This window comes from Candidatus Lernaella stagnicola, assembly GCA_030765525.1.
GTDB classification, from domain to species: Bacteria; Lernaellota; Lernaellaia; order Lernaellales; family Lernaellaceae; genus Lernaella; species Lernaella stagnicola.
The window spans coordinates 129,633-143,401 of sequence record JAVCCK010000005.1 but is presented as its reverse complement, the minus strand read 5'-3'; the positions used below and the strand labels follow the sequence as shown (position 1 = coordinate 143,401).

Here is a 13,769-nt window from a genome sequence, read left to right as displayed (position 1 = left end):
GTTCTTCTTGGCGAACTCGACGAGGCCTTGCGCATCCGCCAAGAAGAACAATTGCCCGTCTACGAAAAAATCGGCGATCCGTCCGAGGGTCACGGCGCGCTCGCGCACGTCGCCGATTTTTTCGTAGACGGGCAATTGTTCTTCTTGGCGGATGCGCAAGGCCTCGTCGAGTTCGCCGCGTTGGTAGAGAATGTCGGCGATCCGGCCGAGGGTCACGGCGCGCTCGCGCACGAAATCCGGCCTGGCCAGCAAATTCTCCGCCTTGCGGTAGAGTTCCAACGCCACGTCCAGCTCGCCGCGCGCGGTCAGGTCTTCTCCGAGTTCCAGAAACGCAAACGCGGCTTCTTCCGGGTCCCCGACTGCGCCGTCGTCTACTTGCTTGACGGCGTTATCCAAAAAGCCCCGCGCCGTATCGACATCCCCGAGTTGGCGAAGAAGTTCCGCGGTGATGACCAATAAAAACACCGGCGGCGTGATGGATTTGCTCTGCAATACTTCAACCGCCTGTCGGCCCAGTGACGCGCCGAGTTCGTACTGAAACTGCTCGCGGCAGGCCAATACCGCATCCCTCGCGACGACGTTCAGCACGGCGGCTTGTTGCGCGGCCAAAGCCAAACGAGTCAGCTCAAAATCGGCGGCGTAGGGCCGCTTTTTTCGATCTTCGCCGCCCCACAAGTCGAATAAGCGCGGCACGACCCATTCGGCAATCGTTTCGTAATCCGCTTCCGTTACGTTGCCCACGTACTTCTGCGCCAGGGCGTTGATCAGCAGCGCCGGTTGGTCGCGGGCGACGAAGTCGTCGTACACTTCCCACAGGCCGAAACCCGTCAGCCGTTTAGTCACCTTCGCCGCCTCGCCGCAGCCCGCCTTCTCCACCACGAGGTGCAAAATTTCGCGCGGCACCGGCATGCCGAAGGCGGTCGAGAGTCGCAGCGCTTCCCGCTCGGCATCACTCAACCAATCCACGACGGTTTGCAGCGCAATCTTGTTCATGAACTCGATGAGCTTTTCGTCCGAAAGGTGATCCGGGTTGCCGTCGTACTTTTTCAGTTCGTCCAAGGCCCGGTCGCACGCCGCCGCGTCTTCCAGCGCCGTATCGCATAGCCGCTTGCTCAGCCCCGGATTGCCGCGGGCCAGATGGATAATGCGCTCGCGCCGCGCGTCCTCGATTTTCGCGCCGCGCACCCGTTCCACAGCCCTTGTTTGCTTATGCGCCTCGTGCCCTTCCATCGGTCGCAGCGGCAGGTCGAACATGGCCGCTACGAGGTCTTGCCCGTCGTGCCGTAGCGTGAATTCAAAACGCGTGGTGAACAGCAGGTACACGTCGCTGTCGGCGTTCTGCACCGCCGTCACGAGGGCGCGCATGGCTTTTAGGTACTCGGGCTTCACCTTGTGCGCCGCGCCGGGCTGCTCGTCGAGCGCCTGCTCGAAGTCGTCCACGACGATCAGCAGCGAGCGCTGCGTAGTTTTCCCGTCTTCTTTGACCGGCTCCTTGCAGCAGGTTTCAAACACGTCCCGCAGGGCGTGCTCGAGATTCGCCTCGTCCTTCTCGATAGCGGCGGCGTGTCGCCCGAAAACCTCCCGGACGTCCGCGCGGCCGGTTACGGTGTTGATTTTGCGGCGGATCGCCGGCGCGTCGTACTCGCCGAACAACACAACGCGATCGTGGGAATGCTTCAGGCGGTCGGCGACCCGGGCGGCGAGGCTCGATTTCCCCTGCTGGCCCACGCCGCGAATCACGGCGACGTGTTTGTGCGTTCGCTCGCGAAACGCCCGCATCACCTTTTGGATTTCCCGCCGCCGGCCCACGAACTCGCCGGGCCCGGCCACTTTCACCTTGCCCTCGGTGTCGAGAAACGCGTCGTAGGCGTATTTCGTATCCTTCCGCTGCCGCGCCCGGTCGCCCCGGCTGATAACGCCGCCGCCGGCCGGCCCGAGGTACAGCCTCGCCAGGTGCCAGCCACGCGCGGCGACATTCCTTTCCTCCATGGCGACGACTAAATCCAGCCGCGCCCGCGCCACCGCCTCGGTGAGGGAAAGGCGCTGCGCCAGGTGCTTGTAAAACGCGGCGGCGTACAACGTCGCTTCCACATCCCCGACTGGGCCGTCCCAACCCACCACGGCGGGCATTTGCCGGACGAGCATGTCGATGGCGAAGGAATCAACCACGTCGTTCCCGACCGCCGATTCGCACGCCGACAAGAACAGCACGCGCGGCCGATTGCCGCCCAACTCACGGGCCAGCGTGGTGGCGTCGGTTAGCGCGCGATCGCCGAACTCGTCTTCGAAGGCCAGTTGCGGCGTTTTATCGGCGCGGCCGTGGCAGGAAAGGTGCAGAATATCCGGCTGCTCCCTCGCGACGAGCTCGGCCAGGTAGCGCAGCGTGCCGCTTTCCTCGGGCACGAGGTCTAGACCGATGCGGCCGGTCGCCTCCACCATCGCCGCTTCCTCGGCTTCGTACTCCAAATCCGCCTCGCCGGTGGGAGAGGCGGCCATGAACACGACGCCGGGCCTAAAATCGCTGGGCGGCATCGGCTCTTGACGCTTGCCGACGCGGCGCACCGGACAGAACAGCGTTTTGTCCAGCAGCGCCAGGTGGCCGGTTTTGTCGGCGAGCAATTCCCACGGCGCTTGCAGGAAGGTTTTCTCGGCGGCGTTGGGTCGGGGGCCGACGGCGAATTCCACGCGTAGCGGCGTGCCGTCGTCGAGTTCCCGAACCGTCGACAGCACCGAGACATCGCGATCGAGCCATTGGTACATTTCGCGGCCGATTTGCAGGTGCGTTTCGGGCGCTTTGCCTTTGCCTTGGCTTTTGCGGTAGGTGCTTTCCCAGCGGGCGAAATTTCGCAGGTCGTCGTCGCTCACGGGCAGCGTTTCGTCGATTTGCGGCGACTTGCACTGGGCGCGAATTTCCTTCTTTTTACCGTCGAAACGAAATTCCAGCGGCATGGGGTCTCTTTTATTCACTGCGCGGGCCCACGTGCCGCTCGATGGCGGCCAGCATGTCTTCGGCTTTCGCCTGATGCAGCGGCATGGCCTCGCCGCCGGGCAGTTCGATTTCGATTTGCTGCTCCGGGTGCGTGGCGCGTCGCTCTTGCGCCCAGGCGATCAAACGATCGAGCTTTTCCTTCAGCTTCGCTTTTTCGGCCAGTTGCCAGGTGGTGTACACGGCGCTCGGCAACCCCAGAATGACCACCGTGATGTACTCGAGGGAGTCAAATTTTTGGCCGGTGTGGGTATCCACGGCGCGGCTTTCCCGTAGCGGCCAATCCGGCAGCAAGTCGGCCAGTTGCGCCTGCAATTCGCGGCGTGCGGATTCGTCCTCGGGCGCGCAATGAAACGTGAAAGTCGTGTTCGACATACGGATCTCTCCCCTAATGATGGGTTCGTCAACTATTTTTATCGAATTCGCCGTCACCAACGGACGATGATGCACCTAAAGAGTATTATACCGGCGGCGCGGCGGGGGAGCAAGCGCCCGGCGAATGCCTCAACCCGCTTTTTCCCTTTTTCCACAAAAAAACCCCGCACCATGAGGCGCGGGGCGTGCTTGTAGTCCCAAGGGGAATCGAACCCCTGTTTCCGGCGTGAGAGGCCGGCGTCCTAACCGCTAGACGATGGGACCACATGGGGCTCGTCGGGGCAGGGCCCCGGGTTGGTAGGCAATGATGGGAGCTAAAGGGCCGCCGGGTCGGTCACCCGACCCGGTACCCACGCTCCCGGCAAAGGATTCGAACCTCTACATACGGAGTCAGAGTCCGCTGTCCTACCGTTAGACGAGCCGGGATCAATTCAAAGAACCATTCCAGGACTGCCTTTAATACAGAAGCGGTCAAGAACCGTCAAGGCATTTCGGGACCGGCTTCCCGCGGAGTGTTCGCCGTTGTAGGCTGAAAAAAACGGTCCGGTTCCCGCCGAGGAGGCTGACGATGCGACGCGTTTGGTTTTTGCTGTTGGCGCTGGTGATGACCCTGGCCCTCGTCGGGCTTGGCTGCGGCGAGGATGAGTCCTCTTCTTCCGATGACGACGACAATAATAACAATGACGACACAAACGACGACACAACCGACGACGACGACGACAACAACGATGACGAAAACAATGATGACGACGACACAATCGAGGACGAATGTCACCCAGGTGACCTATCTTGCACAGGCAATGCGCTGCAACTTCTCGAGTGCCGCGAGGGTCGCTGGGTCGTCGCCGAAGAGTGCCTGCGCGACTACGGCAAGCTCTGCGAAACCGACACCTGCGTCGACCCGTGGCGCTACGGCTCGCCCACTTTCGATGACTGCGCCGGCGATCCGCACGGCACGACGATGAGCCTCGCGGAAAAAGCTGCCAAGTTCGACGAACTGGCCGCGCGGCTGCATATCCACCCGGAACATAAGCGAATTAACAACGCGACCGTCGTCGCCCCGTACACTGAAGACGACGCCACCTGGCAGGAAGTGACCAATTGGCACACCGGCGAAAACGACGGCCTTTGGACCGGCCTCTACATCGCCTCGCAAGCTTTTCGGTACGCCTCCACCGGCAGCCAGGATGCCCTCGACGTGCTGCGCGTGATGGTCGACGGCCTGCGCATCGGCATGGAAATCACCGGAATACCAGGCATTTTCACCCGCGAGTACATTACGCCCGGGGTAGCGGGCATGAGTTGCCCGAGCGACCCCTCGAGCTACATCCCCGATGAGGAAAAAGACGACAACCGCTGGGTTAAAGTCGATACCGACGGCACGATTCTCGTCTACGACCCGGACGCGGCGGCTTTCGTGCGCACAACGCATCAGGTCTCCGATGAGTTCGCGGGCTACTGTTGGCTGGATAACGTTTCGCAGGATGAATACGCCGGGCACATGCTGGCCCTGGGAGCGATCTACAAGCTCGTGGACGATGCCGACCTGCGCGACGCCGCCGGCTCGCTCATGGAGCAAATCTCCGAACACCTGATGGAAAACGACATGGCCCTGGTCGACTGGGACGATCGCCTCACCGAGCACGGCCGCTTCTGGCCGCTGGCCATCACCGATTTCCCCGGTTTTAACGCGATCATGGGTATGAACATGGTGCTGCAGGGCGCGGTCGCATCCGGCCGCGAGGATCTGCGCGATTTCTACGACAACTGCCTGCTGCAAAAGGCCGGCCCTAACGATTGTCTCGACCGCTACCTCACGCCGCCGCAGCCCTTCACGGATTGGCTTTGGCTGACGGGCCTGTACGTCGGCCGGGGCGGTTGCCAATCGAACTGGAACAACATGGCGATGGCGTTTTGCCAGATGTTCCCGCTCATTTGGTACGAGCACGACCCGGCCACGCGCCACAAACTCCAGCGCACGTTCGAAAACATGATGTTCTATTTTCGGGAAAACGAGCGGATGATGGCCAACCAGCACAACGCCGCGTGGGCGATCATGTACGCCGCGATGAAACAGGTCGGCCCCGACTCCACCGGCCACGATACCGAGGCGATCGAGGATGCCATTTGCGCCCTACGGCAATTTCCCGAGTCGCAAACCCAGCCCACGCTGCACATCGGCGAGGATGAGTATCCGACTGATTTTACATGTGAATCGCGATTTGAAGGGGAGTATTTGACCTTTGATCCGGTGCCGGTCTACGAGCGCTGCCCGCGAACCTTCACGTGGTGGTCGAATCCTTACGGACACCAGAATTGCGACGCCGATCCGCAGTATATCCGCCAACCGGCCGGTTATTTGCTGCCCTATTGGATGGCGCGCTACTTCGGCTACGTCGGCGCGGTGGACTAGGCGCTAATCCGGAACGATATCGCCGGTTTCGGCGTTGATGAGCAGCACGACGTTGATGCCTTTCTGCAAATACCAGCCGATGAAGCCGTAGGCCGGGTTGAGATCCTCGAAAAGGCTTATGAAATCAACATCTTGATCGCCTAGAGCCGGCTCCGAGATGGCGAACATCTGTTCGAGGGAAACGGTGGCGTCGTTCCATTCTTCCCGCTGTAGGAAAACGCGGCCCAGCACCGGGCATTCTTGCGCTTCGCAGGTAATTGTAGCGCTTTTTACCGGGTAGGCTTCCACTTCGACGAGGGCTTCGGTATCGTCCTGGTCAAACGACGCCCAGAAACTGTACTTCCACAGGATTTCCTTTTCGGACAAATCGCCGCTTGCGGGCGTCACGCTGCCGTCGATCTGAAACAGCGTGAACTGGTCCGGTGTCTCGCTCAACGCGTCAAGGGCGAGTTGCCATGCTTCGTCGATATAGTCGAAGGGGTCGACGGTCGTCGGAGAAGGTGGAGAAGAGTCGTCGTTATCGTCATCGTCGTCGCCGTTGTCGTCGTCGCCGGTGTCATCATCTCCGGAATCATCGTCACCATTGCCGCATTCGCAGCCAATCCACGTTGTTAGCATCAAGACCAAAACAAGCAGGAGAAACCAGAATCGCATTGTGAAAACCCTCCTTGCCGGGAGACTCTTTTGCCCATACCACAGGTGAAAGGGTAAAAGCAGCTTGTTGTTTGGTGCCGCGCTGGAAATCGATTGCCGCGACCATGGACGTCCCCACCGCCTCAACCGACGTTTCGAACCCCTCCGGTGCCCATTATTTGTATTAAAAGAGATTGCATTTCAATAGCTCACATGCGAGCCGATTAATTGTTTTCGGCCGATAAAAAGACGATTCAAACGCAGAAAAGAGCCTGTTTCGCCTTGACAGGGCGCGTCAATTGCTGATAATTTGCCGTCTCTCTAAGAATGTGAATGAGTGTTCATTCATTGCCGAATATTGAAATTACGGGAGGGGGTCCCGAGCGAAGGAGCACTGGGAAACAGACGGAACGTAGAGACGTTCTGCTCCGCGATAACCAGAGAACGAATATTCTTCAACAACTTTTTGCAGGAGGAACTCCGCATGTCTGAAGAGAAGAAATCAAGTTTGGAAGGGAAGATATTCCCCGTACCCGAAGGCGTCCAGAAGCGGGCGTTTGTGGGTTCGAAGGAAGAGTACAAAAAAATGTGGCAGCGCTCCGTGGATGACCCGGGCGGATTCTGGGGCGATATCGCCGAAGGCTTCTGGTGGCACAAGAAATGGGACACGGTCTATGCCTGCGATTTCAACACCGTCGACATTAAATGGTTTGTCGGCGCTCAGACCAACATTACGGTCAACTGCCTGGATCGCCATCTGGACACCATTGGCGACAAGCCCGCGATTATCTGGGAAGGCAATGAGCCGGGTGAGAGCAAGATCTACACCTACCAAGAGCTGTACACCGAAGTCTGCAAGTGCGCCAACGTGCTCAAAAGCAAGGGCATCACCAAGGGCGACCGCGTCGCCATCTACATGCCCATGGTTCCGGAATTGGCCATTGCGATGATGGCTTGCGCCCGCATCGGCGCCATCCACAGCATCGTGTTCGGTGGTTTCTCCGCTGAGGCGTTGCGCGACCGCATCCTCGACAGTACCTGCAAAGCGCTGATCACGACCAACAACGTCATGCGCGGCAAAAAGCTGATCACGTTGAAAGAGGCGGCCGACGCCGCTCTGCAAATGTGCGCCGACGAAGGCCACTCGGTCGACTTCTGCCTGGTGCATCAACGTCACGATGCCGAGACGAACATTGTCGAAGGCCGCGACATTTGGTGGCACGAGGCCATGGCTGACGCCGAACCGACCTGCGAACCGGAAATGATGGACGCGGAAGATCCCCTGTTCATCCTTTACACCTCGGGCTCGACCGGCAAACCCAAGGGCGTGATGCACACGGTCGGCGGCTACATGGTATACACCGCCACGAGCTTCAAGTACGTGTTTGATTATCACCCGGGCGACGTGTTCTGGTGCACCGCCGACATCGGCTGGGTCACCGGCCACAGCTACATCGTGTACGGCCCGTTGGCCAATGGCGCTCAGTCGCTGATGTTCGAAGGCGTTCCGACCTATCCGGATCCGGGCCGCTTCTGGGCCGTGTGCGAAAAGTACAAGGTCAACATCTTCTACACCGCGCCGACCGCCATCCGCGCCATCGCCAGAGAAGGCGACGAGTGGGTCAAGAAGTACGACCTTTCGAGCCTGCGCCTGCTGGGTACGGTCGGCGAGCCGATCAACCCCGAAGCCTGGTTGTGGTACTACTACACCGTCGGCGGCGGCAATTGCCCGATTGTCGACACCTACTGGCAGACCGAAACCGGCGGCATCATCATCACGCCGCTGCCGGGCGCTACGGCGATCAAACCGGGCAGCGCCACGGTGCCGTTCCTCGGCGTCAAACCCAGCATCATCAACGAAGAAGGCCAGCCGGTCGCGCAGGGCGACAAAGGTTACTTGGTCATCGAGCAGGCGTGGCCTGGCCTGATGCGTACGGTTTACGGCGACCATCAACGCTTCAAGGAAACCTACTTCACGCAGTTCCCCGGCCGTTACACGACCGGTGACGGCGCCTTCCAGGATGCCGATGGCTACTTCTGGATCATTGGTCGCTTGGACGACGTCATCAACGTCTCCGGCCACCGTATGGGCACCGCCGAGGTCGAGAGCGCGCTGGTCAGCCACCCGCAGGTTGCTGAAGCCGCGGTCGTGGGCTTCCCGCACGACATCAAGGGCCAGGGCATCTATGCTTACGTCACCTTGAATGCCAATGCCGAAAAGTCCGACGAGCTCAAGAAGGAGCTGGTCAAGCACGTGCGTAAGGAAATCGGCCCGATCGCCACGCCGGATAGAATCCAGTGGGCGGACGCTTTGCCGAAGACCCGCTCGGGCAAGATCATGCGCCGCATCCTCAAAAAGATTGCTGCGAACGATCTGGATTCCCTGGGCGATACGTCCACGCTGGCCGATCCTTCGGTCGTCGAAACGCTGATCGCCGGCCGCTAGTAAGCCGCGATCTTCGAATTCGTTTGCACGGACCGCCCTTCGGGGCGGTCCTTTTTTTATTGCCGCGGCCGCGGTTCGGTTTCCGTGATCGACAACCGTGTTGAGGTGTTGTGGCGTGCCGCGAGTCGTGATTATACTGGCGACCAGGAATAACGATTTCGGGAGAGGGACGTCATGAAGGTGTACGTGTTTAGTCGTAATGGGCTTTTGGTGCTGCTGATTACGGTGTTGTCGATAGCGCTCGCCGGCTTTTTTATCGGGTGCGGTGGCGGCGACGACGACGACGATGACGATGCCGCGAGCGACGACGACGCCGTGGGCGACGATGATACCACCGGTCCCGACGGCGACTGCGACGGCATTATCCCCACGAACACGTTGCTCACGAACGGCGGCTTTGAGAGACCCGACGCCGAGCTTTCAACAATACTCCTGGAGGCCGGTGAAGAAATGGACGGCTGGATTGTGGCCGAAGGCAACGTCGAGACCGTGTCCAGCAATACCGGCACGAAATCTGCGGAAGGCCATCAATGGCTGGACGTCAACGGCTCGATGGCCGGTGCGATCTACCAAGACGTGACCACGGAGCCCGGCGCCGAATACGAAGTCCTCTTCTGCGTGAGCGGCAACCCGGGCGGCGGTAGCGAGGGACAAGGCCCGAAGGTGTTGCAGGTGCTGTGGGACGGGGAGTTCGTCGCCGAAATCGAGGTTGACACCACCGGGCGCGAGGCAACGAAAATGGACTGGGAAGCCGAGAAATACAAAATACCGGCCGATCTGGTCACCGGCGAAACCAGCCGTCTGGAACTTCGGAGCCTAAGCGACGACCAGGGCGCCTATGGCCCAGCCGTTGATGCCGTCGCGCTGGTCCCGTTGCCGTAAATCGGGTCCGGTTTTCCGGGCAAATAAAAAAGGCTGCCCTTGGTGGGCGGCCTTCTTTGCGTCGGCCACAGGGGAAACGGCGTTGTATCGAGCGCCACGCGACGACCCACGCGGTCGAAGCCGGTCGCCCGGACTGGACGATTTATTTTTTGACCTGGGCTTTCTTGCCGAAGCCGACGATCACGTACGTGCCGCTGCGCGGGTCGGTTTTGAGGCGCACGACATCGTGCGTCTGGGCGTCTTCCAGCAATTCGGAAAAAGTCCGGTAGCCGTGGAATGATTCGCTGAAATTCGGCTGTTTGCGCTTCATGGTGTCCTTGACCATGCTGCTCCACAAAATTTCCTTGTTTTCGCGAACCAGCGCCGTGATGGCCGCAATCAGCAGTTCGAAGGCCTCGCGCTTTTTCTTGGGTAGCGTCTTATCGATCTTTTCCGGCTCGCTTTCCGGCGAGAAGAGGTCTTCGTAATAAATGAACTCGTCGCAGTTACCGGCCAGCAGGTCCGAGGTTGAGTCGCGCATCCCGATACCGATGACCCGCTTGCCGTTTTCCTTGAGTTTGGACACGAGCGGCGAAAAGTCGCTATCGCCCGACACGATCACGAAGGTGTCGATGTGGTCCTTGGAATAGCAAAGGTCCATGGCGTCCACGACGAGCCGAATATCGGCACTGTTTTTGCCGGTCATGGCGCGTTTGGGAATTTCGATCAGCTCAATCGCCGCCTCGTGCAATTGTCGCTTATAATCCGAATAGCGACCCCAATCGGCATAGGCCGATTTGGCCACGATTTTCCCTTTCTCCACCAAGCGCGCCAGCACTTTGCTGATGTCGAATTTTGCCTTTTTATCGACCAGGCCTAATGCCAGGTTCTCAAAATCGATGAATACGGCAAGATTGTTTTCGTCGGCCATGCAGTTTCTCTCCCCTTTGAATCACAATAATCCTAAGCACGGTTTACGTTATGCGCGCGTCGTTGTCCAGGCGAAACGCCGCGTTGGATGATATCGGTCAGGCCACTTCCCCGCGGGCGTTGTGCCTGCTAGTGTACGCGGCGCATTTCGTCTAGTATGGTTACCGCAGGCCGGGGAGTGAGAACATCGTGCCGGAAACCGATACCGAGTTGGGCCGCAACTTCCTTGATACCCAAATCGGGGCGTGGATGTTGCGGCATCGCCGCACGCTGATCATTGTCAGCCAGCTTGCGTTGGCGACGATGTCCTATGTCCTGGCCTTTCTGCTGCGTTTTGAGTTCGACCTGACGCCCGCGGGCAACACCTGGCCTCTTTACACCATGCTGAAAACGTTGCCGCTAATTCTCGCCTTGCGCGCCGCCGCCTTCTACGTCTGGGACCTGTACCGCGGTTGGTGGCGCTACGTGGGCATGAACGACTTGATCGACATCACCAAAGCCGTGGTGGTTAGTTCCCTCGTGTTCCTCGCGGTGATCATGTTCGGCCTGCGCACGAGTTTTCCGCGCTCCGTGTTTTTGATCGACGCTTTTATTTGCCTGTCCTTCATCGGCGGCAGTCGCTTTATGATCCGCGCGATTCGCGAGTACACGCGCATGCCGCCGCGGGCTCAGGCGAAGAACGTGTTGATTTACGGCGCGCGGGAAATCGGCGTCGAAATCCTCAAGGAAGTCCGCGCCAATCCGCACCTGCACATGCACGTGGTGGGTTTCATCGACGACTTCTCGGCGAAGAAGGGTTTCAATATTCAAGGTATTCCGGTGCTCGGAGGGCGCGAGGAACTGACGCAGATCCTGCTGCGTTACAGCATCGACGAGATCATCATCGCCGCGCGTTACCTGAAACCCCGCGACCTGCGCGCGTTGCTCGAACGCTTCCAGGACAGCGGTGTGCGTTTCCGAATCGTCCCGGCGGCCAGCGACATCCTCGGCGGGCAAGTGTCGATCAAACAACTGCGCGACGTCGATGTGGAGGACCTCCTGGGCCGCGAAGCGGTCAACCTGGACACCGAAGCCATCCGCCGCAGCTTCTCCGGCAAGCGCGTACTGATCACCGGCGCGGGGGGCAGCATCGGCAGCGAACTGGCCCGGCAAGCCGCCGCCCAATTCCCGGCGCGGCTGATCCTGCTGGAACGTAACGAAAACAACCTTTTTTACATTCATTGGGAACTGACGCGCCGCCGCCCGCTGATTCCCATCGTGCCCGTCGCGGGCGACGCGGGCGACCCGATTCGTGTCCGCCGGCTGATTCTCGAGGAAAAACCCGACATCATTCTCCACGCCGCGGCCTACAAACACGTGCCGCTCATGGAGTCCAACGCCGTGGCCGCGACGCTCAACAACGTGCGCGCCACGCGGGTTATCGCCGAGATCGCCGCCGACCTCGGGGTGGAAAAATTCGTCCTCATTTCCACCGACAAGGCCGTCAGCCCGTCCAACATCATGGGCCGCACCAAACGGTTGGCGGAATGGATTATGCTCGATTTGTCGCGCCGCGCCGACCGCACGAGTTTTTTGGCCGTACGTTTCGGCAATGTGCTGGCCAGCGAGGGCAGCGTCATTCCCTTGTTCCGGCGGCAGATCGCCGAGGGCGGGCCGGTCACGGTCACTCATCCGGAGATGACCCGCTATTTCATGACGATTCCCGAAGCGGTGCAATTGGTCATGCAAGCTGCCGCGATGGGCGTGGGCGGCGAGGTTTTCGTGTTGGAAATGGGCGCGCCGGTCAAGATCGTGGACTTGGCGCGCAATCTGATTCGACTGTCGGGTTTCGAACCCGACCGCGATATCGAGATCGATTTCGTCGGCCTGCGTCCCGGAGAAAAGCTACGCGAGAAACTATGGGACACCGACGAGGAGATCGGCCCGACAGCGCACGATAAAATTCGCCTGGTGAGAAAAATGCGCGACTTGCCGTCCGGGTTGGCGGAGAACCTGGACACACTTATTGCGGCGGCCGAGCAAGCGGGCGAAGCTGAAGCGCAACGCTTACTGGTTGCCATGACCGACACAACTGAGACCGCGTCCGAAGAAACGGAGGATGACGAGACTGTTGACGACGGCGGTCGAGCCGTGTCAGGATAAAAAATCATTGCAGGCCGTGAGATGGAGCACGAATGAACGCTCGAAGTATAGCCGCTTTTATTGCGATCATCGCGATGGCTCTGGCGGGCCCCGCCTTCGCGCAGGATGAGTTTGACGAAGTGCCGGAAGGCGTGTTGCAGGGCGAAGTTGCCGCGCCTAAGCCCAAGGTGAACAATTTGCCCTTCAATATTTACGGTCTGTCGGGCTTGATGTTGACCACGTCCACGCGCACCTTGCGGCCGGGTTCCTTTGAAGTCGGTCTCGGCGGTACCTGGGAAGAAAGCTCGACGCCCACGTACTATCGGCGCGAAGCCATGTTACTCGGCACGGTCGGCATCCCGGGGGGGTTGGAATTCGGGTTCCGCGTTCCCTACGTGATGACCGACTTGGTGGTCGAGGAGACCTTCACGAATCTCGGCGTCCTCGACCGCAACTATGCACAGAAAGACAAGACCGGCATCGGTTCGGTCGAGGGCATGTTCAAGTGGGGCTTCGTGCAGCAACACAACTTCCTGCCCGCTTTCGCCATTGGGTTGGGCGGCATCGCGCCGGCCGGCAAGTACGAGGACGGCCTCGGTGATGTGAAAACGTACGGCGCGAAAGTCATGCTGGCGTTGGGCATCGAGTTGAACGACCTGGCCTTTACCGACTACGCCTTTGCGGTCATGGGCGACGGCACGTTGGTGTTGCGCGACGCGTGGATCGACGACCAGGAATACGAGGAAAAAAGCGGCTTGGTGCACGCGGGCATGATCTTCCCCCTGCACCCGCGCAATTTCCTGGAACTGATCATCGAATACGAAGGCGAGTTGCAGCGCGGCACGACCAACGAGGAAGACGCCAATGCCCTGGCGCCGAGCCTGCGTTTTGTAGTCGACCACTTCAACGTGAGCGCCGGCGCCAAATACACCTTCAAGGAAGACCCGGACTACGGTGAAACGTGGACCTTCCTCGGAACATTTTCCTACACCTATTTCTAGGGC

At 59.9% G+C, this 13,769-nt stretch carries 9 protein-coding genes and 2 tRNA genes; 5 read left to right on the top strand and 6 right to left on the bottom strand.

The annotated features are described in order from the left end of the window. The 4 genes from P9L99_02520 to P9L99_02505 form a co-directional block, all read right to left on the bottom strand. On the bottom strand, window positions 1-2,949 hold a 2,949-nt coding region (locus P9L99_02520; GenBank protein MDP8222209.1), incomplete at its 3' end, for a CHAT domain-containing protein. Window positions 2,950-2,959: 10 nt separating this feature from the next. Then, window positions 2,960-3,361: a hypothetical protein gene (locus P9L99_02515; GenBank protein ID MDP8222208.1), complete on the bottom strand. Its 402-nt coding sequence runs from the start codon at window positions 3,359-3,361 to the stop codon at window positions 2,960-2,962. 192 nt (window positions 3,362-3,553) lie between these two features. Beyond that, a tRNA-Glu gene (locus P9L99_02510) sits at window positions 3,554-3,625 on the bottom strand. Window positions 3,626-3,716: 91 nt separating this feature from the next. Further along, window positions 3,717-3,787 (bottom strand) — tRNA-Gln (locus tag P9L99_02505). 142 nt (window positions 3,788-3,929) lie between these two features. Between P9L99_02505 and P9L99_02500 the strand changes: the two genes are divergently transcribed. After that, window positions 3,930-5,774 (top strand): hypothetical protein, encoded by a 1,845-nt coding sequence (locus P9L99_02500; protein MDP8222207.1) that lies wholly within the window; start codon window positions 3,930-3,932, stop codon window positions 5,772-5,774. 3 nt (window positions 5,775-5,777) lie between these two features. On the opposite strand, the gene P9L99_02495 is transcribed toward P9L99_02500, so the two are convergent. Continuing rightward, complete coding sequence (locus tag P9L99_02495; GenBank protein ID MDP8222206.1) at window positions 5,778-6,428, bottom strand: hypothetical protein; 651 nt, start codon at window positions 6,426-6,428, stop codon at window positions 5,778-5,780. Window positions 6,429-6,891: 463 nt separating this feature from the next. Here P9L99_02495 and acs point away from each other — a divergent pair, with 463 nt between their 5' ends. Together acs and P9L99_02485 are read left to right on the top strand one after the other, a co-directional pair. Further along, on the top strand, window positions 6,892-8,853 hold the full coding sequence (acs, locus tag P9L99_02490; protein ID MDP8222205.1) for an acetate--CoA ligase: 1,962 nt from the start codon (window positions 6,892-6,894) through the stop codon (window positions 8,851-8,853). Between the two features lie 174 nt (window positions 8,854-9,027). Further along, complete coding sequence (locus P9L99_02485) at window positions 9,028-9,735, top strand: DUF642 domain-containing protein (GenBank protein ID MDP8222204.1); 708 nt, start codon at window positions 9,028-9,030, stop codon at window positions 9,733-9,735. Between the two features lie 142 nt (window positions 9,736-9,877). On the opposite strand, the gene P9L99_02480 is transcribed toward P9L99_02485, so the two are convergent. Beyond that, window positions 9,878-10,645 (bottom strand): NYN domain-containing protein, encoded by a 768-nt coding sequence (locus tag P9L99_02480; GenBank protein MDP8222203.1) that lies wholly within the window; start codon window positions 10,643-10,645, stop codon window positions 9,878-9,880. A 188-nt stretch (window positions 10,646-10,833) separates the two neighbouring features. Here P9L99_02480 and P9L99_02475 point away from each other — a divergent pair, with 188 nt between their 5' ends. Both P9L99_02475 and P9L99_02470 read left to right on the top strand, forming a co-directional pair. After that, window positions 10,834-12,786 (top strand): nucleoside-diphosphate sugar epimerase/dehydratase, encoded by a 1,953-nt coding sequence (locus tag P9L99_02475; protein ID MDP8222202.1) that lies wholly within the window; start codon window positions 10,834-10,836, stop codon window positions 12,784-12,786. A gap of 32 nt (window positions 12,787-12,818) precedes the next feature. Next, window positions 12,819-13,766: a hypothetical protein gene (locus P9L99_02470; GenBank protein MDP8222201.1), complete on the top strand. Its 948-nt coding sequence runs from the start codon at window positions 12,819-12,821 to the stop codon at window positions 13,764-13,766. Window positions 13,767-13,769 lie beyond the last annotated feature (3 nt).

Excerpts from the sequence above, each read along its gene's own strand:
- P9L99_02515 (MDP8222208.1), bottom strand. The coding sequence starts at position 3,361 with ATGTCGAACACGACTTTCACGTTTCATTGCGCGCCCGAGGACGAATCC.
- P9L99_02500 (MDP8222207.1), top strand. The coding sequence starts at position 3,930 with ATGCGACGCGTTTGGTTTTTGCTGTTGGCGCTGGTGATGACCCTGGCC.
- P9L99_02495 (MDP8222206.1), bottom strand. The coding sequence starts at position 6,428 with ATGCGATTCTGGTTTCTCCTGCTTGTTTTGGTCTTGATGCTAACAACG.
- acs (MDP8222205.1), top strand. The coding sequence starts at position 6,892 with ATGTCTGAAGAGAAGAAATCAAGTTTGGAAGGGAAGATATTCCCCGTA.
- P9L99_02485 (MDP8222204.1), top strand. The coding sequence starts at position 9,028 with ATGAAGGTGTACGTGTTTAGTCGTAATGGGCTTTTGGTGCTGCTGATT.
- P9L99_02480 (MDP8222203.1), bottom strand. The coding sequence starts at position 10,645 with ATGGCCGACGAAAACAATCTTGCCGTATTCATCGATTTTGAGAACCTG.
- P9L99_02470 (MDP8222201.1), top strand. The coding sequence starts at position 12,819 with ATGAACGCTCGAAGTATAGCCGCTTTTATTGCGATCATCGCGATGGCT.